This window comes from Erwinia persicina (genome assembly GCF_014838825.1).
In the GTDB taxonomy this organism is placed as follows: Bacteria; Pseudomonadota; Gammaproteobacteria; order Enterobacterales; family Enterobacteriaceae; genus Erwinia; species Erwinia persicina_A.
Map to the genome: position 1 here is coordinate 83,984 of NZ_JACYMO010000003.1, position 25,927 is coordinate 109,910.

General features: G+C 57.4%; 22 protein-coding genes. 9 read left to right on the plus strand and 13 right to left on the minus strand.

Annotated features, from left to right (window positions below; all coding sequences use genetic code 11):
• Positions 1–72: 72 nt before the first annotated feature.
• From IFU29_RS09585 to IFU29_RS09600, 4 genes are read right to left on the minus strand one after another with little or no spacing between them, the layout of a single operon-like run.
• Positions 73–1,164: a PTS fructose transporter subunit IIC gene (locus tag IFU29_RS09585; RefSeq protein WP_191933733.1), complete on the minus strand. Its 1,092-nt coding sequence runs from the start codon at positions 1,162–1,164 to the stop codon at positions 73–75.
• A gap of 21 nt (positions 1,165–1,185) precedes the next feature.
• Positions 1,186–1,500 carry a PTS fructose transporter subunit IIB gene (locus IFU29_RS09590; protein ID WP_191933734.1) on the minus strand — a complete coding sequence of 105 codons (315 nt, stop codon included), beginning with the start codon at positions 1,498–1,500 and terminating at the stop codon, positions 1,186–1,188.
• Positions 1,501–1,520: 20 nt separating this feature from the next.
• Positions 1,521–1,991 (minus strand): PTS sugar transporter subunit IIA, encoded by a 471-nt coding sequence (locus IFU29_RS09595; protein WP_191933735.1) that lies wholly within the window; start codon positions 1,989–1,991, stop codon positions 1,521–1,523.
• A gap of 11 nt (positions 1,992–2,002) precedes the next feature.
• Positions 2,003–3,586 carry a BglG family transcription antiterminator gene (locus tag IFU29_RS09600; protein ID WP_191933736.1) on the minus strand — a complete coding sequence of 528 codons (1,584 nt, stop codon included), beginning with the start codon at positions 3,584–3,586 and terminating at the stop codon, positions 2,003–2,005.
• A 403-nt stretch (positions 3,587–3,989) separates the two neighbouring features.
• On the opposite strand from IFU29_RS09600, the gene parC reads away from it, so the two are divergent.
• The 3 genes from parC to ftsP all read left to right on the plus strand — a co-directional run bounded on the left by parC (position 3,990) and on the right by ftsP (position 8,690).
• Positions 3,990–6,266, plus strand: a complete 2,277-nt coding sequence (parC, locus tag IFU29_RS09605; RefSeq protein WP_191933737.1) for a DNA topoisomerase IV subunit A — start codon at positions 3,990–3,992, stop codon at positions 6,264–6,266.
• A gap of 122 nt (positions 6,267–6,388) precedes the next feature.
• The gene (locus IFU29_RS09610; protein ID WP_191933738.1) at positions 6,389–7,126 is read left to right on the plus strand and encodes a 1-acylglycerol-3-phosphate O-acyltransferase; all 738 of its coding nucleotides are present in this window, start codon (positions 6,389–6,391) and stop codon (positions 7,124–7,126) included.
• Between the two features lie 136 nt (positions 7,127–7,262).
• A complete protein-coding gene (gene ftsP, locus IFU29_RS09615) occupies positions 7,263–8,690 on the plus strand; it encodes a cell division protein FtsP (RefSeq protein WP_191933739.1) in 1,428 nt (475 codons plus the stop codon).
• Between the two features lie 96 nt (positions 8,691–8,786).
• On the opposite strand, the gene dkgA is transcribed toward ftsP, so the two are convergent.
• Positions 8,787–9,611: a 2,5-didehydrogluconate reductase DkgA gene (gene dkgA, locus IFU29_RS09620; protein ID WP_191933740.1), complete on the minus strand. Its 825-nt coding sequence runs from the start codon at positions 9,609–9,611 to the stop codon at positions 8,787–8,789.
• Positions 9,612–9,697: 86 nt separating this feature from the next.
• Positions 9,698–10,855 carry an alcohol dehydrogenase gene (yqhD, locus tag IFU29_RS09625; protein ID WP_191933741.1) on the minus strand — a complete coding sequence of 386 codons (1,158 nt, stop codon included), beginning with the start codon at positions 10,853–10,855 and terminating at the stop codon, positions 9,698–9,700.
• A gap of 179 nt (positions 10,856–11,034) precedes the next feature.
• On the opposite strand from yqhD, the gene IFU29_RS09630 reads away from it, so the two are divergent.
• From IFU29_RS09630 to IFU29_RS09640, 3 genes are all read left to right on the plus strand, one after another.
• Entirely contained in the window at positions 11,035–11,928 is an 894-nt protein-coding gene (locus IFU29_RS09630) for an AraC family transcriptional regulator (protein ID WP_137269491.1), read from the plus strand.
• 216 nt (positions 11,929–12,144) lie between these two features.
• Positions 12,145–13,527 carry a diaminobutyrate--2-oxoglutarate transaminase gene (locus tag IFU29_RS09635; protein WP_191934040.1) on the plus strand — a complete coding sequence of 461 codons (1,383 nt, stop codon included), beginning with the start codon at positions 12,145–12,147 and terminating at the stop codon, positions 13,525–13,527.
• Between the two features lie 12 nt (positions 13,528–13,539).
• A complete protein-coding gene (locus IFU29_RS09640; protein WP_191933742.1) occupies positions 13,540–15,003 on the plus strand; it encodes a pyridoxal phosphate-dependent decarboxylase family protein in 1,464 nt (487 codons plus the stop codon).
• Positions 15,004–15,064: 61 nt separating this feature from the next.
• Here IFU29_RS09640 and IFU29_RS09645 read toward each other — a convergent pair whose 3' ends face one another.
• Together IFU29_RS09645 and metC are read right to left on the minus strand one after the other, a co-directional pair.
• Positions 15,065–15,721, minus strand: a complete 657-nt coding sequence (locus tag IFU29_RS09645; RefSeq protein ID WP_191933743.1) for a DedA family protein — start codon at positions 15,719–15,721, stop codon at positions 15,065–15,067.
• A gap of 222 nt (positions 15,722–15,943) precedes the next feature.
• Positions 15,944–17,134 carry a cystathionine beta-lyase gene (gene metC / locus IFU29_RS09650; RefSeq protein ID WP_191933744.1) on the minus strand — a complete coding sequence of 397 codons (1,191 nt, stop codon included), beginning with the start codon at positions 17,132–17,134 and terminating at the stop codon, positions 15,944–15,946.
• A gap of 248 nt (positions 17,135–17,382) precedes the next feature.
• Here metC and exbB point away from each other — a divergent pair, with 248 nt between their 5' ends.
• Positions 17,383–18,117 (plus strand): tol-pal system-associated acyl-CoA thioesterase, encoded by a 735-nt coding sequence (gene exbB / locus IFU29_RS09655; protein ID WP_191933745.1) that lies wholly within the window; start codon positions 17,383–17,385, stop codon positions 18,115–18,117.
• A 5-nt stretch (positions 18,118–18,122) separates the two neighbouring features.
• Positions 18,123–18,545, plus strand: a complete 423-nt coding sequence (gene exbD, locus IFU29_RS09660; protein ID WP_191933746.1) for a TonB system transport protein ExbD — start codon at positions 18,123–18,125, stop codon at positions 18,543–18,545.
• An 84-nt stretch (positions 18,546–18,629) separates the two neighbouring features.
• On the opposite strand, the gene IFU29_RS09665 is transcribed toward exbD, so the two are convergent.
• Positions 18,630–19,949 (minus strand): MFS transporter, encoded by a 1,320-nt coding sequence (locus tag IFU29_RS09665; RefSeq protein WP_191933747.1) that lies wholly within the window; start codon positions 19,947–19,949, stop codon positions 18,630–18,632.
• Between the two features lie 334 nt (positions 19,950–20,283).
• Between IFU29_RS09665 and IFU29_RS09670 the strand changes: the two genes are divergently transcribed.
• A complete protein-coding gene (locus tag IFU29_RS09670) occupies positions 20,284–21,177 on the plus strand; it encodes an SDR family oxidoreductase (RefSeq protein ID WP_191933748.1) in 894 nt (297 codons plus the stop codon).
• Positions 21,178–21,229: 52 nt separating this feature from the next.
• On the opposite strand, the gene IFU29_RS09675 is transcribed toward IFU29_RS09670, so the two are convergent.
• From IFU29_RS09675 to IFU29_RS09690, 4 genes are read right to left on the minus strand one after another with little or no spacing between them, the layout of a single operon-like run.
• The gene (locus IFU29_RS09675; protein ID WP_191933749.1) at positions 21,230–22,219 is read right to left on the minus strand and encodes a Csu type fimbrial protein; all 990 of its coding nucleotides are present in this window, start codon (positions 22,217–22,219) and stop codon (positions 21,230–21,232) included.
• Positions 22,216–24,639 (minus strand): fimbria/pilus outer membrane usher protein, encoded by a 2,424-nt coding sequence (locus IFU29_RS09680; RefSeq protein ID WP_191933750.1) that lies wholly within the window; start codon positions 24,637–24,639, stop codon positions 22,216–22,218. The genes IFU29_RS09675 and IFU29_RS09680 overlap by 4 nt, the downstream gene beginning before the upstream one ends.
• Before the next feature lie 3 nt (positions 24,640–24,642).
• Positions 24,643–25,362 carry a fimbrial biogenesis chaperone gene (locus IFU29_RS09685; RefSeq protein WP_191933751.1) on the minus strand — a complete coding sequence of 240 codons (720 nt, stop codon included), beginning with the start codon at positions 25,360–25,362 and terminating at the stop codon, positions 24,643–24,645.
• A 24-nt stretch (positions 25,363–25,386) separates the two neighbouring features.
• Complete coding sequence (locus tag IFU29_RS09690) at positions 25,387–25,911, minus strand: Csu type fimbrial protein (protein ID WP_342214466.1); 525 nt, start codon at positions 25,909–25,911, stop codon at positions 25,387–25,389.
• Positions 25,912–25,927 lie beyond the last annotated feature (16 nt).

Sequence of the window (25,927 nt, forward strand, 5' to 3'; positions counted from 1 at the left end):
TGATTCAGTGACACAGGCGGTTTCTGTCGGGTCCGCCAGCGCAGTATCGAGTGAATGAACCCTCACCGCGCCTTATTCCAGGGTGAATGTAATGTCTTCGTCACGTAGCGTACCGTCGTCAACATCATCGAATTCTTCGTCGGCAGCGGTGACGGTTTTTTTGATCAGCGACAGCATGACGCCGCAGATCACCGTACCGATTGCCAGGGCCAGGCAGAACATTACGGGCTTCGTGAACAGCGGGACGACAAACATGCCACCGTGTGGTACCGGTGCCCCAACGCCCCAGACCATAATCAACCCGCCAGCAATGGCCGACGCCACGACGCAGCTGCCCACCACGCGAAACAGGTCGCGTGCCGCAATCGGGATCACCCCTTCCGTGATCATGCAGATCCCCATGGGTAGCGCGGCTTTCAGCGCCTCCTTTTCCGCCCGCGTGTATTTGTTGCGCGTCAGCAGGAAGGAGAGGGTAATACCAAACGGAGGGATCATCGAACCGGCAAACTTCACGGCTTCCGGGCCGTAAATACCATCGACCAGCATGCCGTCAGCGAACAGCGACATGGTTTTATTGACCGGTCCGCCGAAGTCAAAAGTGGCCATGGCACCAAGGATCGCCCCCATCAGAAACTTCGATCCGCCCTGCATCGACTCCAGCAGATGGATCAGCGCTTTTTGCAGCCAGACGATCGGCTGGCCGATAAAGGTCATCATCAGCAGCCCGGCGATCACCGTGCTCAGCACCGGCAGGATCATCACCGGCATCAGGCCCTGCATGGAGGCCGGTAATTTTATGGTGCGCTTCAGCAGCAAAACGGTATAACCCACCAGGAAGCCGCCGAGAATACCGCCGATAAACCCGGTGCCGATCTGCCCGCAGATAAAACCGACGATCAGGCCCGGTGCAAAACCCGGACGGTCGGCAACCGACCAGGCGATGGCCGCAGAAATCAGCGGGACGATCAGGCCCATCCCCCAGCCGCCGATCTGATTCAGCATCCACGCGACGCTACCGGTCTGTTTACCGACATCGGGGCCGCCGATCACCTGACCGAGAGCAATGCAGATCCCGGCGGCGACGATCAGTGGGATCATCCATGAGATCCCGGTCAACAGATGACCCTTGATCTCTTGTCCCAGTTTTTTAGATTGACTGTTCATGGTGATCTCCCCTCAGAGTGGTCAGGCGCGTGTGAGCGAATCGGCCACTTTTTCAAGGAATTTCACCGGGGACTTAATCACGACATCGGTTTTGACCCGCACCACCGGTTTACCCTTAAAACGCTCTTCGCCGTTAATTTTGATATCCACCGCCAGGATCACCACGTCGGCGGCGGCAATATCTGCCGCACTCAGGGGATTCTCGGTACCGATGGTGCCCTGGGTTTCGACCAGAATGTCGAAGTGGAGCGCCTTTGCGCCTTTAATCAGTTTTTCTCGCGCGATGTAGGTATGCGCGATGCCTGCCGTGCAGGCGGCCACACAAACAATCTTCATGGTATGCCTCGTTTTCAGTGTTAACAGAGGTCTGTTTCCGCGTACTGGCTGAACAGTTCGATAATGCTTTCGGCATCCTGCTCCTGTAACAGTTGAGCTATCACGTCATCATCGGCCAGGGCGCAGGCCACCTGAGACAGAAGGCGAATATGGGTGGTATTTTGATCTTCCATGCGCACCGCAAATAAAATAATGCAGCGTACTTCGCTGCCATCGAGCGTTTCCCACGGGATATCGCTGCGGGTGCGGCCAATCGCCAGCGTGGTCTGTTTTACCGCCAGTGATTTACCGTGCGGAATGGCAATATGATTCTCAAACCCGGTTGAACCTTCCGCTTCACGCAGCCAGACGTCGTGCATAAAATCCTCTTTCGAGGTCAGGGCGCCGTCCTCATACAGCAAATCAGTCAGTTCGCGGATCGCTTCGTCTTTACTGCTGGCGTTCATGTTTAATTTGACGCGCCGGGCGCTGAGAATCTTAGTGATATCCATCGGCAAACCTCTTAAGTACAAGTTGAAAAGACGTGCTCTGACGCCTTGAAACGATCGGTTGCCTGCAGTAATTTGCTGGCAATGACCTTCTCGGTGACGCGCTTAATATCGTCGTCGTTAAAAAAGGCGGATACGTAGACCACCGGGAGCGGCTGCTCCGCCAGATGGATGGTAGAGATTACCAGCTCAATATCCTGCTGCTGGCAGTACGTGTTCAGGGAGCTGGCAGAAACTACCCCCGTAATCACCCAGTCGGGGAAAGCGCGCAGAATGCGGCTTTTCAGCAGGTGCGAGGTACCCACGCCGCTGGAGCAGACGATCAGGATGCGTTTGTGGGCTATCTGGCGCTCCAGCGCGGCCTGAAAATGTACCGTCAGATAGCCGATCTCATCATCCGCAATCTCCGGTAAGTGAAAGCGCTGGCACAACTGCATCACCGCGTGTCCGGTGAGCTGATAAATATCGCCCAGCTCCTGTTTAATATCTTCCAGCAGCGGATTGCGGATGCGGATATGGTATTTCAGCCGGTTAAGCAGAGGTTTAATATGAATCAACAGACCTTCATGCAGCAGACGATCGTCCCTGAGATTGATATTTATTACCTCAGAAAAAGTTGCGATTAAATCCAGCGTTAAATGACGGGATTCACTATTGGATAGCTGACAGCACAGCGGTGGGTTGGCAGGATTGTCCTCAACCACAATGCCGGATGAGATAATATATTGATAAACAAACCACACTTCATCGCAGGGTAGCGTATTATTCATTTTTTGTTCAATCTGGTTGACCATTCCCTGAGCAATAGTGAAAACGATTTCATCGGCTTTCTGATTGATGTTTTCTTCGCTAAGAATAAGCGGATTTCCCAGCGCCATTCGGTGCATCATAATTAATATGTGAGTAAAAAGATTAATATAATACGGTTCACCTAATGGATACGTTAGCTGCTGTTCCATCTGCTGTAAAAGCTGCTGAACAAAAAGCACATCCTCTTCGCCAAAATAGTGCGTCAGTGCCTTATAGCTGCCGGGATCAAGACGTGAATGATTGACGACCCCCGGCTCCTGAAAATTCATTACATCATTAATCAGCGAGGCCATGGCCTGGCGGATATGGTTTTCACTGCCTTCAATATGCGTTCCGCTTTGGCCTCGTACCAGCGTCAGGCCGAGTGGGGCTATCCAGCTCTCAATGATTTTCAGATCGTTAACAATAGAGGCACTACTGATAAAGTAGCGTTCTGACAGCTTGCTGATGGAGGTTTCCCGTGGCGTATCACTCAGAAGCTGAGAGGCAATTTTCACCCGACGGGAATTATTGGCCAGCGCTTCCGCGCCTCCTTCTTCTGGCGTGAAAAGCTGTTCCAGCAGCATCAAACGCTGGCTGTCATCGACAATCAGCATAATACCAATGCCTGCCTTTTTCTCTGTCGTGATATTCCACTCCGTTAACAGGGTTTCGATAAAATGAATGTCGCGATGTACCGTCTTTTCAGAAACAGCCAGCCAGCTGGCCATATTTTTAACGGAAACATATTCCGGGTGTTGCAGCAGGTACTTAAGTAATTTCTGTTGGCGTAAGGTCAGAGCTTGCATCAGATCACCCTTAAGTTTTATTTATTTATCATTCCGGGTTGGATTTATCATGTGCTGACTGAGTGAGTGTCAATCTAGTTGCTGACAGGCAAGTGGGCAATACTAAAGCTTGTCCCTGTGCGGGACATAATTAAAACGGTGTGGCGAGTTGGAATTATTTGGGAGGCAGATCACATTAACCATGAGAAAAATAAATGTGATCCTGTTCTCATATTATTCCCTTTATTCATTCTCTTTCACAAAGATTAATTTCGGCGTGAGGCGGTCACAATTTGTTGTCTGCGCCCGGGCTTAACCGTTGTTCCCTGTGACAGACCCTTATCAGATAAGGTACTATCCTCGCCAAACTTACCGCAGTGTGCCGCTGGCCCTTAACGCGCCGCGATGTGAGGAAAAGAGAACAATGACTGATCTGACGCAGGATGGTGCAGAGCGCCTTGCCCTGCATACCTTTACCGAGAATGCGTACCTTAACTATTCCATGTACGTCATCATGGATCGTGCGCTTCCTTATATTGGCGATGGCCTGAAGCCCGTTCAGCGACGCATTGTGTATGCGATGTCAGAACTGGGACTGAGCAACAACGCCAAGTTCAAAAAATCGGCCCGTACCGTCGGTGACGTGCTGGGTAAATACCATCCGCACGGCGACAGTGCCTGCTATGAAGCCATGGTGCTGATGGCGCAGCCTTTCTCCTATCGTTACCCACTGGTCGATGGCCAGGGCAACTGGGGGGCACCGGACGATCCAAAATCCTTCGCCGCGATGCGTTATACCGAGTCACGTCTGTCGAAGTATGCTGAAGTCCTGCTGGGAGAGCTCGGTCAGGGCACCGTCGACTATGTTCCTAACTTTGACGGCACCATGCAGGAGCCGTCAATGCTGCCGGCGCGCCTGCCGAATATTCTGCTCAACGGCACCACCGGTATTGCCGTGGGGATGGCGACCGATATTCCGCCACATAACCTGCGCGAAGTGGCGAAAGCCGCCATTGCGCTGATCGACAGCCCGAAAACCACGCTCGATGAGCTGCTTGATATCGTTCAGGGGCCGGATTATCCGACAGAAGCGGAGATCATTACTCCGCGCAACGAGATCCGCAAAATTTATCAGAGCGGTCGTGGCTCGGTGCGGATGCGTGCGGTATGGAAGAAAGAAGACGGCGACGTGGTGATCACCGCGCTGCCGCACCAGGTGTCCGGGGCACGCGTGCTGGAGCAGATCGCCGCCCAGATGCGTAATAAAAAGCTGCCGATGGTGGAAGACCTGCGCGATGAATCCAACCACGAGAATCCGACGCGGCTGGTGATCGTGCCGCGCTCCAACCGTGTGGATATGGAACAGGTGATGAACCACCTGTTTGCCACCACCGATCTGGAACGCAGCTACCGCATTAACCTGAACATGATTGGCCTGGATAATCGTCCGGCGGTAAAAAACCTGCTGGAGATCCTCAGTGAGTGGCTGGTGTTCCGCCGTGATACGGTGCGTCGCCGCCTTAACTTCCGTCTGGATAAGGTGCAGAAGCGCCTGCATATCCTCGGCGGTTTGCTGGTGGCGTTCCTCAATATTGACGAAGTGATTCATATCATCCGCTCCGAGGATGAGCCTAAGCCGGTACTGATGTCGCGTTTCGACCTCTCTGAAACCCAGGCTGAAGCCATCCTTGAACTGAAACTCCGCCATCTTGCCAAGCTGGAAGAGATGAAAATTCGCGGTGAGCAGGATGAACTGGAAAAAGAGCGGGCGTATCTGGAAGGGCTGCTGGCCTCTGAGCGTAAAATGAATACGCTGCTGAAAAAAGAGCTGCAGGCCGACAGCGATGCGTACGGGGACGACCGCCGTTCTCCGCTGCGCGAGCGCGAAGAAGCGAAAGCAATCAGTGAAAGTGAGCTGGTGCCGTCCGAGCCGGTGACTATCGTGCTGTCACAGAGTGGCTGGGTGCGCAGCGCCAAGGGCCATGATATTGACCCGACAGGCCTCAGCTACAAAGCCGGCGACAGCTTCCGTGCCGCCGCGCGCGGCAAGAGCAACCAGCCGGTGGTCTTTATTGACTCGACCGGGCGCAGCTATGCGCTTGACCCGATCACGCTGCCGTCGGCGCGCGGTCAGGGTGAGCCGCTGACGGGCAAACTAACGCCGCCGCCGGGTGCGGTGATCGAACAGGTGCTGATGGAGGAGGACGATCAAAAACTGCTGATGGCCTCAGATGCTGGCTATGGTTTTGTCTGCACCTTCAGCGATCTGATCTCCCGAAACCGTGCCGGTAAGGCGCTGCTGACCCTGCCTGCCAACGCCAGAGTGATGACCCCGATGGCGATCCACAGCAACGATGACCTGCTGCTGGCGATCACCAGCGCCGGGCGGATGCTGATGTTCCCGGTCGGTGATTTGCCGCAGCTGTCCAAAGGGAAGGGCAATAAGATTGTCTCGATTCCGTCGGCCCAGGCGGCCTCCGGTGAAGACAAGCTGGCCTGGCTCCTGCTGCTGACGCCGCAAAGTGACATTACGCTGCACGTCGGTAAGCGTAAACTGACGCTGAAAGCGGCCGATCTGCAGAAGTTCCGTGCCGAGCGTGGCCGCCGTGGCACGCTGCTGCCGCGTGGTCTGCAGCGTATTGACCGGGTGGATGTCGATGGCCCTGCCCGTTCCGCCCCTGTGGATGACAGCGAAGAGTAATATTCTTCCCCCGCCTGCGCGTCAGTGACGTGCAGGCGGATGTGCTGTCGGAAAAAATATAATAAGCTCAGGCGTGCGCGGAGCTGCCTGGCGCGATACCTGCAAGTGATAATGAGGTTGTTATGCTCGCTATTTTACGTCTTATGATCGTCGTGATTTATTCAATACTGTTGTGTGTTTTTGGCTGTATTTATTGTTTGTTCAGCCCGCGCGATCCCCGCCACGTTGCCACCTTTGGCCATCTTTTCGGGCGTCTGGCCCCGGTGTTTGGCCTGAAAGTTGAGCTGCGCAAACCTGTCGATGCAGAAGACTATCCCAACGCGATCTATATCTGTAACCACCAGAATAATTACGACATGATCACCGCGGCCAAAATGGTGCAACCCACGACGGTGACCGTGGGTAAACGCAGCCTGCTGTGGGTCCCCTTCTTTGGTCTGCTCTACTGGCTCACCGGTAACCTGCTGATTGACCGTGATAACCGTGCTAAAGCACACGGCACTATCGGTGAACTGGTGGATCAGTTTAAACGTAAGCGGATCTCTTTCCTGATGTTCCCGGAAGGGACGCGCAGCCGGGGCCGTGGTCTGCTGCCGTTTAAAACCGGTGCTTTCCATGCAGCGGTGGCGGCGGGGGTGCCGATTATTCCGGTGGTGGTGTCAAATACGCACGGTAAAATCAAACTGAACCGCCTGAAGAATGGGCTGGCGATTGTGGAGATGCTGCCGCCGGTGGACACTCAGGCCTTTGCCGAACAGTCCGTGCGTAAGCTGGCCACCCACTGTCGTGAACTCATGTCAGCAAAGCTGGATGAGTTAAATGCCGAAGTTGCCGCACGCGAAGCGTCAGGTAAGCTATAAATTAACGCAGTGGCCATTAAAACGGCCACGTTGTCTGCATTTTGCGGCAGCACATCTCGCGGATACACAGCCCGCGCATAATGATAAAAATGGAATACGGTCGCTGTGGCGGCCGGTTTTGACTTACGGAGTGGGTATGTCCTTCAGTCGACGTCAGTTTCTTCAAGCCTCGGGTATTGCCCTCTGCGCCACGGCGGTTCCTTTCCGCGCCCGCGCTGCCGGGCAGCCCAGTGCGCTTCCCGTGCCTCCTTTAATTGAATCACGTCGCGGGCAGCCGCTGTTTCTGACGCTGCAGCGCAGCCACTGGTCTTTTAACGGCAGTAATAAGGTGCCGGTGTGGGGTATTAACGGTCACTATCTTGGCCCGACGGTGCGCGTATGGAACGGCGACGACGTGAAGCTGATTTACAGCAACCGTCTGAGTGAACCGGTCTCGATGACGGTGAGCGGTCTTCAGGTTCCCGGCGTGCTGATGGGCGGCGCGGCGCGCATGATGTCCCCGGGCGTAGACTGGGCCCCGGTGGTGCCGATCCGTCAGTCAGCGGCAACCTGCTGGTATCATGCCAATACCCCCAACCGCATGGCGCCCCACGTTTACAACGGGCTGGCGGGCATGTGGCTGGTGGAAGATGAGATCAGTAAATCCCTGCCCATCCCCAACCACTATGGCGTGGATGACTTCCCGCTGATTATTCAGGATAAGCGGCTGGATAATTTCGGTGCTGCGGAATATGACCCGCCAGGTAGCGGAGGGTTTGTCGGTGATACGCTGCTGGTCAACGGCATGCAGAATCCGTATCTGGAAGTCTCCCGTGGCTGGGTGCGCCTGCGCCTGCTTAATGCCTCGAATGCGCGCCGCTATCAGCTGCGCATGAGCGACAGCCGGCCGTTCAATGTCATTGCCAGCGATCAGGGCTTTCTGCCTGCGCCGGTGGCGGTAGAGCAGCTGTCTCTGGCACCGGGTGAACGGCGCGAAATCCTCGTGGATATGTCCCAGGGCGATGAAGTGTCGATCACCGCCGGAGAGGCCGCCGGTATTGTTGATCGCCTGCGCGGCTTCTTTGAGCCCTCTTCTATCCTGACCTCGACGCTGATCCTGACCCTGCGCCCCACCGGCTTGCTGCCGCTGGTGACCGACAATCTGCCAATGCGATTGCTGGCCGACCAGGTGATTGAGGGGGCCGTCAGCCGTACGCGTGAGTTCCGCTTAGGCGACTCCATGCCGGGCATCAATGGCGCGCTGTGGGATATGAACAGGATAGATGTGCAGGCGCAGCAGGGGAGCTTTGAGCGCTGGATTATCCACGCCGACCTGCCGCAGTCATTCCATATTCAGGGGGTGATGTTCCTGATTAAAAGCGTGAACGGGGCACAGCCCATGGCGGAAGATCGCGGCTGGAAAGATACGCTGTGGGTGGACGGTGACGTGGAGCTGTTTGTGTCCTTCACCCAGGCCTCGTCTGAGCATTTCCCGTTTACCTATTACAGCCAGACGCTGGAACTGGCCGATCGCGGGACGGCGGGGCAGCTGGCGGTAAGCCCGTCACCGCAGCCCATGGGGTAAGGCGCTGCGGTGACGGGCTCCGGCTTGCCGCCGGGCGCTCAGTAATGGGGAAATGGAGGACGACCTGTTTTCCGTCGTCCCGCCCGATGCCTCCGCTTAATTCAGCTCATCGGGGTCCGGTCCCAGGCGGTTCCCCTCATCCAGTGCCGCAATCTCACTGATTTCCGTCTTTTGCAGGCGGAAGTCGAACACCTTAAAGTTCTCTTCAATGCGCGATGGCGTGACCGATTTCGGGATCACCACCAGACCAGTGTCCAGGTGCCAGCGGATGACAATCTGAGCCGGCGTTTTATCGTACTTCTTCGCCAGCTGTTTGATCACGTCTTTATCGAAAACGCCTTTGCCGCCCTGTGCCAGCGGGCTCCAGGATTCGGTCTGGATCTGATGCAAAGCGTTCCAGGCATGCAGCGTGCGCTGTTGCAGCATCGGGTGCAGCTCCACCTGGTTGATCACCGGGCTGACGCCGGTTTCATCCAGCAGGCGCTTCAGGTGCGGTTCGTTAAAGTTACAGACGCCAATGCTCTTCGTCAGCCCCTGCTTTTGCAGTTCAATCATCGCCTTCCACGCTTCAACAAAGTTGTCCTTTGCCGGGCAGGGCCAGTGCATCAGATAGAGATCGACACTGTCGAGCTGCAGTTTCTTCAGGCTGGTTTCCAGTGCCTGAGGCGCGTTAAGCTGATCGTCATTCCACAGCTTGGTGGTCACGAAGATATCCTCGCGTGCCACGTCCGTTTCCTGCAATGCCTGGCCGATACCCTCTTCGTTCTTGTAGATAGCGGCGGTATCAATGGAGCGATAACCGACGGACAGTGCTTTCACGGCGGCGGCGCGGGCCTCATCAATACTGGCCTGCCAGACACCCAGGCCAAGCTGGGGCATCATATTGCCATCGTGCAGTTTAATAATCGGTTGATCTGCCATGTTATCTCCTTATCAGCGTGTGAACCGGTGCGCGGGCACCGGTTGATGGCTCTAAGTCTAGTTGATACACAGGACTCGGGGAGGGATTAACGGGCATCCAGATAAATCTGACGGCTGACCTCAGGGGAAATATCCTGATGCTCACCCAGGGCGGTCAGGCCTTTTTCCTCCAGTTTTTTCAGCAGCTGCGGGATCGAAGAACCGTCGAGCTGATAGTCCCTGAAGCGCGTCGGTACGCCCATCTGCTCAAAGAAATCACGGGTGGCAGCGATGGCGGCATCGATGCGCTCTTCGTCGTTACCGTCGTGGATCCCCCAGACGCGGGCGGCGTATTGCAGCAGTTTCTCGCGTTTGGTCGCGCGCTGAATATTCATCAGCGAGGGCAGGACGATCGCCAGCGTTTGGGCGTGATCCAGCCCATGTAACGCCGTGAGCTCGTGGCCGAGCATATGCGTGGCCCAGTCCTGTGGTACACCAGCCCCGATCAGACCGTTCAGTGCCAGGGTCGCGCTCCACATGATGTTGGCGCGAACGTCGTAATTTTCCGGCTTGGCCAGCGCCTTCGGGCCTTCCCCGATCAAGGTCAGCAGCAGACCTTCGGCAAAACGATCCTGCACGTGGGCCTCGACCGGATACGTCAGGTACTGTTCAATCGTATGCACAAAGGCATCCACCACGCCATTGGCAATCTGGCGCGGCGGCAGGCTGTAGGTATAAACCGGATCCAGCACGGCAAAGCGCGGGAAGACATGATGGCTGCGGAAGGCCTGCTTATCGTGAGTGGCACGGCGGGTGATCACCGCACTGCGGTTAGACTCGGAGCCGGTGGCGGGCAGGGTCAGCACCGAGCCGATCGGCAGCGCCTGACGGATCTCCGCGCCCCCTGTCTGCAGGATGTGCCACGGGTCCTGCGGATAAAACGCGGCGGCGGCGATGAACTTGGTGCCGTCAAGCACCGACCCCCCGCCGACGGCCAGCAGGAAGGTGATCTTTTCACGCTTCACCACCTCAACGGCCTGCATCAGCGTTTCAAAACTGGGATTAGGCTCAATACCGCCGAACGCCTGCACGTCGAAGCCCTCAAGGGCGCGATACACCTGCGCCATCACACCGTTATTTTTCACGCTGCCGCCGCCGAAGGTGATCAGCACTCTGCTGCCAGGCGGAATTTCCGCAGCCAGATGGGCGATCTGGCCCTGACCAAACAGAATACGGGTTGGGGTATGCAGAACAAAATTATTCATCACGGGCAATCCTGTTGAAAGGGGTATCGGCTGGATCAGGCGTTCAATTGTCGCCAGCGGCCGGGCATGGCTCAATGCTCATTTCTGCCTGTTTCTTGCCTGATCCTCCAAAGGGCTGGAGAAATACCGGAACGGAGGCGATGATACGCCCGGGTTTCATTCTGCAGGCGGGAATCAAAATGGATAGACAGGCAATCTGCGCCCGGCTGGCGCAACAGGTCATCAGTCTGGTGACCGGCGATAAACATCAGGTGGCTCCCGTGCCGGGGATCACCCTCATACACGCAGATCGTTACTGGGCACGCCAGCCGGTGATGTATCAGCCGGCTATTGTGATCCTGTTTCAGGGGCAGAAAACCGGTTATCTCGGCAACAGCGTATTTCAGTATGACGCCACCAAGTATCTGATGCTTACCGTGCCGCTGCCGTTTGAGTGTGAAACCTTCGCCACGCCGGAACAGCCGCTGGCGGGACTGTCGCTGCGCGTCGATGCGCTGAAGCTGCAGGATCTGCTGATTGATATCGGGGACGACGACGGCTTCCGCCCTGAGCCGCAAACGCGGGGTATTCACTCGGCGCTGCTGACCGAAGAGATGCTTTGCGCGACTGAGCGGCTGCTGGACGTGATGCGCCACCCGCGCGATGCCCGCGTACTGGGCCCGCAGATTGTGCGTGAAATCCTCTACCATGTCCTGCAGGGGCCCTGTGGCGGCGCGCTGCTGGCGCTGGTCAGTCGGCAGACCCAGTTCAGTCAGATTGCCCGTGCGCTGCGCCGCATTGAGCACCATTTTACCGACAATCTCAGCGTTGACCTGCTGGCGGCCGAAGCCAATATGAGCGTCTCGGCGTTTCACCATAACTTTAAAGCGGTGACCAGTACCTCGCCGCTGCAGTATCTGAAAAGCTATCGCCTGCATCAGGCGCGCATGATGATGTTGCAGGAGGGGATGAAAGCCAGCGTCGCGGCCATCCGGGTCGGTTATGAAAGCCCGTCGCAATTTTCACGCGAATTCAAACGCTACTTTGGCGTCACGCCGGGAGAAGAGATGTCCCGGATGCGCCAGGGGGGGTAGGTGGCCGATCCGGCAGGGGGCATTATATCAAAGGTTTACCGACTGGAAAATTAACAAGGCCTTGATAATTAGTAAGAAAATCTAAATAAAATAATGTATTGAGAAGATACTTAAAAAGCCATATATTGGCCGCGTTTTATGTAGGGCCCACTATTTACTTAATTCAATTAATTCAACTGCGGCGTTAATGATACCCCCGGTTGTAGGAGAGATATGATGACGGATAAAGTCCGTATTGATACTTTAGATGCCAAATCTTTTGATGGAAACAATGAGACCTATTTAGCCAGACAGGCTGAGTTTGAATCTAATGTAAGGAGCTATCCACGTAAATTGCCGTTTGCAATTGCGAAAGCTCAGGGTGTTTGGATCACTGATGTTGAAAATAATCACTATCTTGACTGCCTTGCCGGCGCGGGAACGCTGGCGCTTGGACATAACCATCCGGACGTTTTACAGAGCATCCAGAATGTCATTACCAGCGGCTTGCCGTTACATACTCTCGATCTGACAACGCCGTTAAAAGATCAGTTCTCAGAATACCTGCTGTCCTTACTGCCAGGACAGGGGAAAGAGTACTGCCTGCAGTTCACCGGTCCGTCCGGTGCCGATGCCGTTGAAGCCGCGCTGAAGCTGGCGAAAAAAGTGACCGGCCGTGCCGGTGTGATCAGCTTCTCCGGTGGTTACCACGGGATGACCCACGGCGCGCTGTCGGTGACCGGTAACCTGTCACCAAAAGAAGCCGTCGATGGCATGATGCCAGAAGTGCAGTTTATGCCTTATCCGCACCAGTACCGCTGCCCGCTGGGCATTGGTGGTGAAGCGGGTGTTAAAGCGCTGACCTACTACTTCGATAACCTGATCAACGACGTTGAAAGCGGCGTGCGCAAGCCTGCGGCCGTGATCCTGGAAGCCGTACAGGGCGAGGGTGGGGTTAACCCGGCACCGGCCGAGTGGCTGCAGCGTATCCGTCAGGTCACTCAGGAACACGGTATTCTGCTGATCATTGATGAAGTACAGGCCGGTTTCTGCCGTACCGGTAAACAGTTCGCCTTTGAACACGCGGGCATTGAACCGGACATCATTGTGATGTCAAAAGCCGTCGGCGGCGGTCTGCCTCTGGCCGTGCTGGGCATCAAAAAGCAGTTCGATGCCTGGTCTCCTGGCCACCATACCGGAACCTTCCGCGGTAACCAGCTGGCGATGGCCACCGGCCTGACCACGTTGAAAATCCTGAAAGACAATAACGTGGCGGCGAAAGTGGCAGAGCAGGGCGAGTGGCTGAAAGGCAAACTGGCTGAACTGCAGAAGCGCTATCCGGTTATTGGCCACGTTCGCGGTCTGGGCCTGATGATCGGCATTGAGCTGGTTAAGCCACAGGAAGCGGCGGATCATATGGGCTGCCATCCGGCCGACGGCGAGCTGTCCGCACTGGTTCAGAAGAAATGCTTCGAAAACGGTCTGATCCTGGAGCGTGGTGGTCGTCACGGCTGTGTGCTGCGTCTGCTGCCGTCCCTGTTGATCACCAATGAAGAGCTGGGTGTTTTCCTGGACAAATTCGAACACGCCCTGCTGTCTGCTGGCGTCAAACCTGTATAACTGGAGTAAGTGATGTCCCGGTTAAACCCGATTCTGGCCGCGTCAGCGCAAAGCACGGATGCGTATCAGCAAGCGATTAAACAGACCAGCGAAGCCGTGGTGCAGTGGCTGCAACAGCCTGAAATGTATCAGGGAAAAAGCGTGGCTGAACTGCGTGAACGCATCCAGCTGGACTTCACCTCTCAGGGCCTGGGCAACCAGGCCGCGATTGAGCGTGCGGTCGAATTCTTCTTAAAAGACAGCCTGTCGGTTCATCACCCACAGTGCGTCGCCCACCTGCACTGCCCGAGTCTGGTGGTCAGCCAGGCGGCGGAAGTGCTGATTAACGCCACAAACCAGAGCATGGACTCCTGGGATCAGAGCCCGTCGGCTACCATTATTGAGGTGAAGCTGATCGAATGGCTGCGCGCTCAGGTAGGCTACCAGCCGGGTGATGCCGGAGTGTTCACCAGCGGTGGCACCCAGAGTAACCTGATGGGCCTGATGCTGGCGCGCGATGCCTTCTTTGCGCGCCTCGGCCATTCTGTCCAGCAGGACGGGCTGCCAGGCGATCTGAGCAAGATCAAAGTGTTGTGTTCCGAAAATGCGCACTTCTCCGTGCAGAAGAATATGGCACTGATGGGACTGGGTTACCGTTCCGTTACGCTGGTGAAAACCGACCGCTTTGCGCGCATGGACGTCAATGACCTGGCTGAAAAGATTGCGCAGGCACAGGCCAACGGCGAACAGATTCTGGCGATTGTGGCCACCGCAGGCACCACTGACGCGGGGGCTATTGACCCGCTGCCGGCGATTGCCAGCCTGGCAGCAGAACATCAGATCTGGGTGCATGTGGATGCGGCATGGGGCGGGGCGCTGCTGCTGTCTGAGAAATACCGCGACTACCTGGACGGCATTGAGCTGGTGGACTCCGTCACGCTGGACTTCCACAAGCAGTTCTTCCAGACCATCAGCTGCGGCGCGTTCCTGCTGAAAGAGGCGCGTCACTACGAGCTGATGCGCTACCAGGCGGCGTACCTGAACTCCGAGTTCGATGAAGCGCAGGGCGTGCCTAACCTGGTATCCAAATCGCTGCAAACCACCCGCCGTTTCGATGCGCTGAAGCTGTGGATGGGCCTGGAAGCGCTGGGCCAGCAGCAGTACGCTGAGATCATCGACCACGGCGTCACCCTGGCGCAGCAGGTGGCGCAGTACGTCACTGAGCAGCCGTCACTGGAGCTGGTGATGCAGCCACAGCTGGCCAGCGTGCTGTTCCGCTATCGTCCGGCCTCCCTGGCCAACGCGGATGATGCGGCTATCGCGCTGCTGAATCAGAAAATTGGTGATGCGCTGCTGGATTCGGGAAGGGCCAACGTGGGGGTGACAGAATCGGACGGGGTAACCTGCCTGAAGATGACGCTATTAAACCCCACCGTCACCCTGCAGGATATTCAGGTCCTGCTGGCGCTGGTGGAAACCACAGCAGAGCAGCTGTAATACGCTGACTGACGCGGGGCAGGCACAATGCCGTTGCCCCGCGAGACATCCAGCCCGGTTATTACCGGGCTTTTTTGCCTTTTACCACCAGGGCGATACTGCCGATCAGACCAATGGTGAGCATAATCAGCGGCAGGATCATCAGGCAGGCCATCACCTGATCTTCATGACGTTTGATAAACGGCACCTGACTGATGGTGTAACCAAACCCGACCAGAATCCCCACCCACAGCAGCCCACTCAACCAGTTAAAGAGCTGGAAACGCCCGTTTTTCAGGCCGGAAATCCCCGCCAGAGTGGGCAAAATCGTGCGTACAAAAGCCAGAAAACGGCCGACCAGCAGCGCCATCAGACCGTGACGATTAAACAGATTCCATGCGCGCTGGTGATACTGCGCCGGTAAATGCAGCAGCCAGCCTTTGACCAGTCGGGTGTTACCCAGCCAGCGGCCCTGGAGATATCCCAGCCAGCAGCCGAGGCTGGCCGCGGTGGTGAGGATTAGCAGCGTGGGTATAAATGCCATCACCCCTTTGGCAATCATCGCCCCGGCGAGCAGCAGCAGGCTGTCACCCGGTAAAAACGCCGCAGGCAGCAGACCATTTTCCAGTAGCAGCGTCAGAAACATAATGCCGTAGACTATCCAAATCACATCCGGATTGGCCAGCGCGGCAAAATCCTGATGCCACAGCGCCTGAACAATCTCGTGTAGTACACCCATTCGTTATTCCCGTTAAACCCATTGCCTTTCTTGATGACGCTATCCTGCTGGCTACGGCGACTGACGGGGTCAGATCGTGCCGTCCCTGCCGTGACAGGATAGCGTCCGTTGCGTTGGCGAATACAACTTCCTTGTCCAGTGTAACTGTAAACAGGTTCCGGCACCTTGATCAAAGGCGCGAACCCACCATGCCATTCATCAAATGTTGAAGTTCAGGCGTCTTCAGCGGCTCAGGCGGTCAAAACCGGCGGCCAGGTCGTCAATCAGATCGTCGACATTTTCCAGGCCGATATGCACACGTACCAGCGTGCCGGTAAAATCGACCCCGCCAGCCGGGCGGATGGCCGCCAGCTCCTCCGGCTGGTTAGCCAGGATCAGCGACTCGTAGCCGCCCCAGGAGTACGCCATACTGAAATGGCTGAAGTTATCCAGGTAGTCCGCCAGCTGCGCGTCACTCAGCCTTTCGTTCAGTATAAAGGAAAACAGGCCGCTGCTGCCGGTGAAGTCGCGCTGCCAGAACGCGTGACCCTGACACTCAGGGAGTGCAGGGTGGTTGACCCGGGCGACTTCCGGGCGTGCTGACAGCCAGTGTGCCACCCGCAGGCTGCTCTCCTCATGCTGACGCAGGCGCACTGCCAGCGTGCGCAGGCCTCGGCTGGTCATGTAGGCGGTATCGGCATCGGCCATCTGCCCCATCAGATAGGAGTTTTCCCGCAGTTGCTCCCAGCAGCGCGCGTTCGCCACGGCAGTCCCAATCATCGCATCCGAGTGGCCAATCAGGTATTTGGTCCCGGCCTGAATGGAGATATCCACGCCGAAGTCCAGCGCCCGGAAAAGGATGCCCGCGCCCCAGGTATTATCGATCATGATAATCGTCTCCGGGGCCTTACGGCGGATCGCCGCGACGATGGCCGGAACATCCTGCACTTCCATGGTGATTGACGCCGGTGACTCCAGAAACACCACGCGGGTGTTGGGCTGGACGAGGTCAGCGATCTCACTGCCGGTACTGTGATCAAACCAGGTGGTGGTGACCCCCAGCTTACTGAGGATTTTGGTGCAGAAATCCTGTGTGGGTTCATACACGCTGCCGCTCATCAGCACGTTATCCCCGGCAGATACAAACGCCAGAATAGCATTGGAAACGGCTGCCGCACCGCACGGATACAGGGCGCAGCCGGCACCGCCTTCCAGTTCGGTCATCGCCTCCTGCAGCGAGAAGTGGGTCAGGGTGCCACGGCGACCGTAGAACAGCTCACCGTCTGCCCGACCAGCGGTGGCCCGCTTCTTATCGGCAACGGTGTCAAAGACCAGCGACGAAGCACGCTGGATGACGGTATTCACTGACCCCTGGGTATAACGTTTGCCGCGTCCGGCACGAATCAGTGCCGTCTCAATTTTTTCGCTGCTCATAAAGATCCTGTGTCATTTTTACCCTTTTTTTAACGTTAACACGCCAGCCGTCTACGCGGTATTCAGCATCGGGTTAAGTGATAAAAATTCACCATCCGTGCGCGCCGGGGAGCCTTCAGTCAACAAACTGAGCAAAAAACACCCAAAAAGTTGTAAATAGTAATGAGAACTACTATCAATTCCCGGCCTTTTTGGTATGATCCGCGAAGTATTTTTCGCTATCAACACTTAGACGTTGGAGACACAGCGTGACAAATGATTTGATGCAGATGGACCTGTCCGTCTGGGGCATGTACCAGCATGCCGACATCGTGGTTAAAGCGGTGATGATTGGCCTTTTGTTGGCATCGGTTGTCACCTGGGCCATTTTCTTCAGTAAAAGCGTTGAACTGAGCGCGGCGCGCAGGCGTCTGAAGCGTGAGCAACAGCAGCTGGCGAATGTCCGTTCGCTGGAAGAAGCCGCCCGGATCTGTGACGGCTTCCAGGGTTACAGTCTCAGCACGCTGCTGATTAAAGAAGCGGAAAACGAGCTGGAACTGTCGGCAGGATCGGACGATAACAACGGGATCAAAGAACGTACCGGCTTTCGTCTGGAGCGCCGTGTGGCGGCCTTCAGCCGTCACGCTGGCCGCGGCAACGGTTTCCTCGCCACTATCGGCGCTATTGCCCCGTTCGTTGGCCTGTTCGGTACGGTATGGGGCATCATGAACAGCTTTATCGGTATTGCGCAGACGCAGACCACCAACCTTGCGGTTGTCGCCCCCGGCATTGCTGAAGCGCTGCTGGCCACCGCGATTGGTCTGGTTGCCGCGATCCCTGCGGTCGTTATCTATAACGTCTTTGCCCGTACCATCGGCAGCTACAAAGCCTCGCTGGGTGACGTAGCCGCGCAGGTTCTGCTGTTGCAGAGCCGTGACCTTGACCTGGCGGCGAGTGAAAGCACACAGCGCGTTCAGCCAGCGCAGAAACTGCGGGTGGGTTAAGTATTATGGCCATGCGATTTAACGAAGATCTCGATAGCAACGGTGAAATGCACGAGATCAACGTCACGCCGTTTATCGACGTTATGCTGGTGCTGCTGATTATCTTTATGGTCGCCGCGCCGCTGGCCACCGTTGACGTTCGCGTCAATCTGCCTGCTTCCACCAGTTCCCCGCAGCCGCGCCCGGAAAAGCCGGTATACCTGTCTATCAAAGCCGATAACCAGCTGTTTATCGGTAACGATGCCGTGACGCAGGAGACGCTGGTCGAGACGTTAATCAGGCAGACTGAAGGCAAGAAGGACACCACCATCTTCTTCCAGGCCGACAAGACCGTCGATTATGAAACGCTGATGAGTGTCATGGATAAGCTGCGGCAGGCCGGGTATCTGAAGATCGGCCTGATGGGCATGGAAACGACGGGCAAATAAATATTCTGTCGAAGAATGGCGGGGGCGGACCTTTTTCCGGTTGCCCCCGGCGGGCTGACTGCAACAGACGGTCAGCCGCACTCCCTACACCTGAATCGCGGGCTCTTTCAGACGCCGCACCTGATACTGCTTCACCAGCCGCTTAATCATTAATGCCCCTGCCAGCCCACACACCGCAGCAATTGTCAGCCAGACGCCCGGCATCGCTTTATCACCGGTGACATGGATCAGATAGCTGCACATCGCCGGGGTAAATCCGCCAAACAGGGCAGTCGCCAGACTGTAAGCCAGCGAGAAGCCCGTTGCACGCACTTCGGCGGGCATCACCTCGGTCAGGTACACCACCATGGCACCGTTGTAGCTGGCGTAGAGGAAGGAGAGCCACAGCTCGGCTTCCAGCAGGTGCGACAGACTGGGTGATCCCACCAGCCAGTGCAGCACCGGCCAGGCGGTGAGGATCATCAGAACGGTGAACAGCAGCAGCAGCGGACGGCGGCCGTAGCGGTCAGAGAGGGAGCCCATCACCGGCAGCCAGAACAGGTTGGAGATGCCGACGCACAGGGTGACAAAGAAGCTCTGTTTGTCACTCATCATCAACACGGTTTTACCGAACGTTGGCGTAAAGGCGGTGATCATATAGAACATCACCGTGGTGGTGACCACCATCAGCATACCGGCGAGGATCAGCGCCCAGTTACTGCCTACCGAACGCAGAATCTGCTTCATGGACGGGTGGTGTTTACGCTGGCTGAACGCTTCGGTCTCTTCCAGCATCCGCCGGATCCAGAACAGGAAGGGGACAATCATACAGCCGATCACAAACGGAATACGCCAGCCCCATTCGCTTACCTCCCCTTTATCCAGCAGATGGTTGAGCAGCAGACCCAGCAGCGCGGCAAAAATTACCGCTATCTGCTGGCTGCCCGACTGCCAGCTGACGTAGAAACCTTTCCTGCCCTTTGGCGCGATTTCCGACAGGTAGACCGACACCCCGCCCAGTTCGACGCCGGCAGAGAAGCCCTGTAACAGGCGTCCCAGCAGGATCAGGATCGGCGCGGCCATCCCGAGCGTGCTGTAGCCGGGCACCACCGCGATGGTCAGCGTGCCGATCGCCATCAGCCCCAGAGTCAGCAGCAGCCCTTTACGACGCCCGTGCTGGTCGATATACGCGCCGAGGATGATTGCACCCAGTGGACGCATCAGGAAACCCGCCCCGAAGGTCATTAGCGTCAGCATCAGGGAGGCAAAGGGGTCATCACCGGGGAAGAAGGTTTTAGCAATGGCGGTAGCGTAATAGCCAAACACCATAAAGTCGTACATTTCGAGGAAATTACCGCTGGTGACATTGAAGATTGTTTTCGCACCGCCCTGCCGCGATGTCCCTGTCGGGGTTGTTGTGGTCATTACCGCATCCTTTGTCTGTTTTTTCTCGTTTTTACCCTGCGGCAGGGGGCGGTGAATGTGATGGCGATCACTGTGTTAATTTACTGTTTGTTCACATTAGTAACCAAAAATTAACAGGAGATAAAAAAGCACAGCTCTGCACATATCCGGACGCTTATTGGCCGCTGCGTTGGGTTATTGTTCATATTTCGTTATATTTTTTTGCATTTGCACACCGTCTTTTTTTTACCAAAAATCAGCGGGATGGCCATTCTGCCGGTTTCTCTTCTCGACAGTTTCTCTGTGCTGACTAGCCTTACTGGTGAACAAAACTGTTATGAACCCAGGAGGAACCATGGCCGACCAATATGAAATGCAGAATCCTCTCACGCAGTATCCCGCCACGGAATATCCTAAACAGCGTCAGCCCGCTCCGGGCGTGCAGGCCGACATGCAGCCCCGGCCTGACTGTGGTGAAAACAGCTATCGCGGCAGCGATCGGTTAAAAGGGCGCAAGGCACTGGTCACCGGCGCTGACTCCGGTATCGGGCGCGCGGCGGCGATTGCCTATGCCCGCGAAGGGGCCGATGTGGCCCTCTCTTATCTGCCAGCCGAGCAGAAAGACGCCGAAGAAGTGGCAAAACTGGTTGAGCAGGCCGGACGCAAAGCCTTCCTGCTGCCCGGCGATGTCAGTCAGGAGGCGTTCAGTAAGAAGCTGGTGGAAGACGCCCGCGAACATCTCGGCGGGCTGGACATCCTGGCGCTGGTGGCCGGTAAGCAGGTGGCGGTAGAAGATATTGCCGACCTGACCACGGAACAGTTCCGCAAAACCTATGAAACTAACGTGTTTTCGCTGTACTGGATCACTCAGGCTGCGATCCCGCACATGCCGCCGGGGGGCAGCATTATCACCACGTCCTCCATTCAGGCCTATCAGCCGAGCCCGCACCTGCTGGACTATGCCTCGACGAAAGCCGCTATCCTTGCCTACACGCGCGGGCTGGCGAAGCAGATCATCGATAAAGGCATCCGCGTGAACTGCGTGGCACCGGGCCCGATCTGGACGGCATTGCAAATCGCGGGCGGGCAGACTCAGGATAAGATCCCGGAATTCGGTCAGCAGACACCGATGAAAAGGGCAGGCCAGCCAGCTGAACTGGCACCGGTCTATGTCTATCTGGCTTCTCAGGAGTCCAGCTACGTCACCGCTGAAGTCCACGGCGTCACTGGCGGTAATCCTCTGGGTTAACCGCCTGGGGCGGGGCGTCAGCCCCGCCCCATCTGCCTGATAAGTCGCCTGCTCAGAACGATAAATCCACCGTCACCGTATCGCTGTAATTTCCGGCCACCGGCGTGGCCTGATTTGTCAGCACCTGCGCATTGTAATTAAAGGTACGCGTTAAGCCGTCGCCGCTGACGGCATTTGCCGCGGCACTGGCCATCCGGTCAGGAGCCGTACTGCCCCAGCGAGAGGTTCCTGATCCTTTATAAATCTCATAGGCCAGCTTCCCCGTTGTGGTAGCGCTGGTCATATAGCGCTGCGTCCCCACGGCGTTCAGGCCGTTACTCAGACCCACCGTGTAGGTGCTGCCTTTGGTGCAGATGACGTTAATCGACTGACTGATGCTGTTAAAGCTGCTGACCAGCGGTGCGCTGCCAAAGCTGACCGCCGGCGCGGTGATGGTGGTGCAGTCTTTGGCAATCGCGATATTGACGATAATCGACTGTGCGCTGGTGCCGGTCTGCTGCGAGCCCAGCAGGCAGGCCCCGAGCAGACCGACGCCGGTACAGACATCGTAGTTCACCGTCACCGTCAGTGTGACGGTGTAGTTTCCTTCCGCCACCACCGCACCCGGTACCGTCCGCAGGTAGAGAGGGACATTGAACACCACCTGTCCGACGCCACCGATGTTCAGGCCGAGCAGCTGGCTGCGGGACAGGGTATAAATTGTGCCGTTAATCCCCAGTTCGTTACTGCAGTTAACATCGGAACAGAGCTGCAGCGGGATCAGATCCGTGTTCAGCTTCAGCGCCCCCCGACTGCCCGTGGTGGCAACGGCAGTGGCTCCGGTCAGCTGCAGTTTGATGCTGTCGCTGGAGAGCAGGGCCAGTACACCGCCACCGCAGTTGACGGTGATATTGCGCTGAACAGTGCCTGGCGTGGTATTGACCGTAAACGAGCTGACGCCGCCAAAGCTGGCCGTCACCGTGGGCGTCGTACAAAGTGCCATCGCGGGCAGGGTGCCCGCCATCAGCAGAAGGGCGCTATACAGCAGCAGTCGTATTCTCATGGTGTGTTTCCGTAGGGTGGCGGTGGCAGCGTGCAGACCAGCGGACCGTAAGTGGTCAGGGAAGCAGGACGTCCACCGGACAGGGTCAGCACGGTGTCACAGCGGCGTCCATCCGGGGTTGTCGCATGAATCGGGTTCTCTCCGGCCAGGTTCTCCAGCCAGGTAATGCCGTCCCAGCCGACAAAGGTAGAGGGCTGGCCAGGGCGATCGATCTGCGTCGACAGCGGCAGCGGCTTGCCGTCCTGGTCGTGCAGGATCACGCTGGCGGCGCGCAGCGGTTCAATCGGGAAGTGCAGCAGGTAACCGCTCTGCCGCTTGACGGAAAAACGCTGCTCGACGCTGCTGGCGGCCATATTCGCCGGCAGATCGAGCGTGTCGATATCATACTTTGCCGGATAATAGGAGCTCACCTGCGGCACCAGCAGGTAGCCATTTTGATCGGTTTTGCCCATCAGCTGGTTTTCAAAGCGGACGTTGATGGCCGGGTAATCGGTTTTCACCAGCACAAAGGCATCCGTCACCTGGTTGGCGGCAAAGACGCTGCCGTCCATCAGCACCAGCGAACCGGAGATATCGGCAAACTCCGTGCTGTAGCGATCGTCGCCGTAGAAGCCGGCTGACGTTTCTACCTTCTGGTCCCGCCAGCGCAGACTGCCCTGACGATAACTGCCGCCCTCGCTCTGATTGGCCACCGAGGCATCCCAGGCCAGACCGCCGTCGGTAGGCATGGAGTGGGACAGGCTGAGTCGCTCTGAGGTCCCTCCCTGTTGATTACGCTCCACGTTGACGCTGGCGTTGCTCAGTTCGCCGAAGGGGATTGTCAGGCCAACCGCGCCGGACCAGTCACCGCGCTCCCGATCGCGGCTGGCCGAGACATACAGGCTTGAGCTGCCCCACAGGCTTTTGCTCCACGAGAGGTTCATCAGCCGGGTGCGGCTGCCGTCACCGCTGGTAATATCAATCAGCGCCGCGCCGACGCTGCCAAAGCTATCCAGCGACACGCTGGCGTTATACTGGGCGCTGCGACGGCTGAGAGTGTTGAACTCCCTGATCTCACTGCTGTTTTCACGGTCGGCATACAGAGCGAGGTTGCCAAAGCCGGTGGTGCGCTGAGTTTGCTGCATACCGAGGCTGAAGCGGCTGGTGCTGTACTGGTAGCCCCAGCCGTATTGTCTGCCGTGGTCGCCCTGCATCTGGCTCTGGCTGACCGAGCCGTTAACCACGCCGTACGCTCCCAGCTTTAACTGCATTCCGGCCCCTCCCAGCGCCAGCGATGGAGCTGCTTCGGCGTGGCTTTCCAGCGTCAGCCAGTCGGTCAGGCCGTAGCGGTAGGAGCCGCTGGACGCCGCAGAGCCGTAATCAAAGCTCTTCAGACCATAGTTCTGGCGCAGAGCCCCGGCAGAGAGGGCGTAATCAGAGAGGCCCGTTTTCAGCAGGTCGCTGGCGACGTAGAACGGCAAGGTGGTACTGATGCGGCGACCCTGCGCATCGGTGGTGACCACCACGGCATTCCCGGCCCCGTTAACAAACGGCATATTGGTCAGCGAGTAAGGGCCCGGCTGGACATTGTTAGAACTGGTTTTATAACCGTTTACGAACAGATCCACCGTGGAAGGAACCGCCGCCTGGCCGGAGAAGGAGGGCAGCGGGTAGGTCACCAGGTCGGGGCGCAGCGAAAAATCACGCCCCAGCTGGATCCCGCCCAGGCGCACGCTGCTGCTCCACGCCAGCGAGTCGCTGATCAGGTCACCGACCTGCCAGTTCAGTGCGTTCTCTTCATTCTGACTGGACCACCAGGTGTCATAGCGGATGTAGCCATTTTTCAGGTAACCCTCTTCGCCGGAAAGCTGCTGCTGATAGTTACCGTTACTGATGAACTGGCCGTAACCGCCAAACAGACGCAGCTCATTCCAGGCGGACAGGCGGGAACCGCCGCCGGTAGTATGGCTGGTATACAGGTCGTAGTTGAACAGCGCTCCGTTACTGCTGCGTCCCTCAAAGCGTGGTCCGTTACGGGTCGTTCCGGCAAAGGTTTGTGCGGGCAGCCATTCCGGGGGAACCGTCAGCGAAATGCGCTGGCGCTGACGGTCATAATCGACCCTGACCCGATCCAGGGTGGAAACATCCATCAGCGATGAGGTGATATGCGCAGTCGGGATGCCGGCCTGCTGCAGGTCAGCGGCGCGCAGCAGGTAATGACCGTCACGAAACTGTACCGGTACCACCAGGCCGCGATCGTCGTCGTTCACCACCAGCCCCAGCATAAAGGCCTGTTCGTTCGCCGTGGTGGTACTGGCACCGGGCGGGGGCGGCAGCGAGGTATAGACTTCCGCACTGCCGGTCAGCGGAGACAGGCAGGTCAGCAGGCCGGTGAAGGCCAGGGTGCAGTGCCCTCCCGGCACCGGACGGTATCTGTTCATCTGCTAGCGTGCTGAACTGGTACTGCGCCAGGTCTGTTTGTGTTCCAGCTGTGCGCTGATTTCAGCACGCCCGGACGCCGGGAAGCTTAACGGGAAGGTGTTACTGGAGTTGGCCAGCACATACCCCAGCAGGCTGCCAGAGAGCGATCGCCCACCCAGCGTCACATTGCTTAACCGGGCATGCGTACTGCCCCGATTGGTGATTTCCAGCGCCTGCTTACCCTCGCGGTTAACCAGCTGCCAGCTGAGTTCCGGGCGGGCGGTGTCGGGGTCGAGGCCGCTGCCATAGACAAACAGTGGCACGGAATACCGCATCTGGAACGTCAGTCCGGCCTGATTTTCCCCCGGGGCCCTGGGGGTGGGGATCTCATCCAGCAGCACGCGGTAAGCGAGCTCCTGGCCTGCCGTGGGCGGCGTCTGGTTGATCAGACGCACCATCTGGCGCTTACCGGGTTCAATGCGCACCACCGGCGGGCTGGCGAGCACCTGCTGCTGGGTCTGATACTGTTCCTGGCCGTTCACCTGCTGCCAGCTGAAGACGCGCACCTGCATCAGTGTGGTGCTTGCCCCCCGGTTTTCCAGCCACAGTTCGGTGGCTTTCTCGTTGTGGCTGAGTTTGGGGTCGATGGGCCAGATGAGCACGGAATTACCGGCCTGGGCCTTCAGCGACATTACGCCGCAAAGCAGGACAAAAAACAGTCCCGAAAAGGTATATTTCTTCATTATTGCTCCTTGTACTGCCCGACATTACCAGCTCAATATCACCGTCAGCGTGTCGCTGTAGGTGCCGGCCCGGTTCACGCCACTCAGCTGTAACTGACCGTAGATGGGCAGCATAATATTGTTGGCATTACCCAGCGGCACTGCCACGTCCTGATTGACCGGGATAGACGTCGTGTGGGCGGCGTTGGTGTAGAGGTTGTACGCCACCAGGCTGGTGTTACCCGCCACTTTCAGATTGCGCGTGGTGGTATAGTTGCTGCCGCCGTCAATGCGCATATTCAGCGTGGTACCGGGCGTGCAGGCCAGCGTAATGCCAGCGTTCTGCACATAGGCCGCACTGGCAGTGACGCTGCCCACCCCGGGCTGCGTACCAAAATCGAGCGTGCCGAAAGAGGACGTACCGGCACCGGAGATCACGCAGCCGTTCACCACCGAGGCACTCACCGTAAAGTTCACGCTGGGCAACGCCTGCGCACTGCTGCTGTAGATCAGCAACAGCAGGATCAGCGGATAAAGGGCGTCCGCGGCGCAGTACACCCGCTTCCACACGATGCGTTCCCTTATC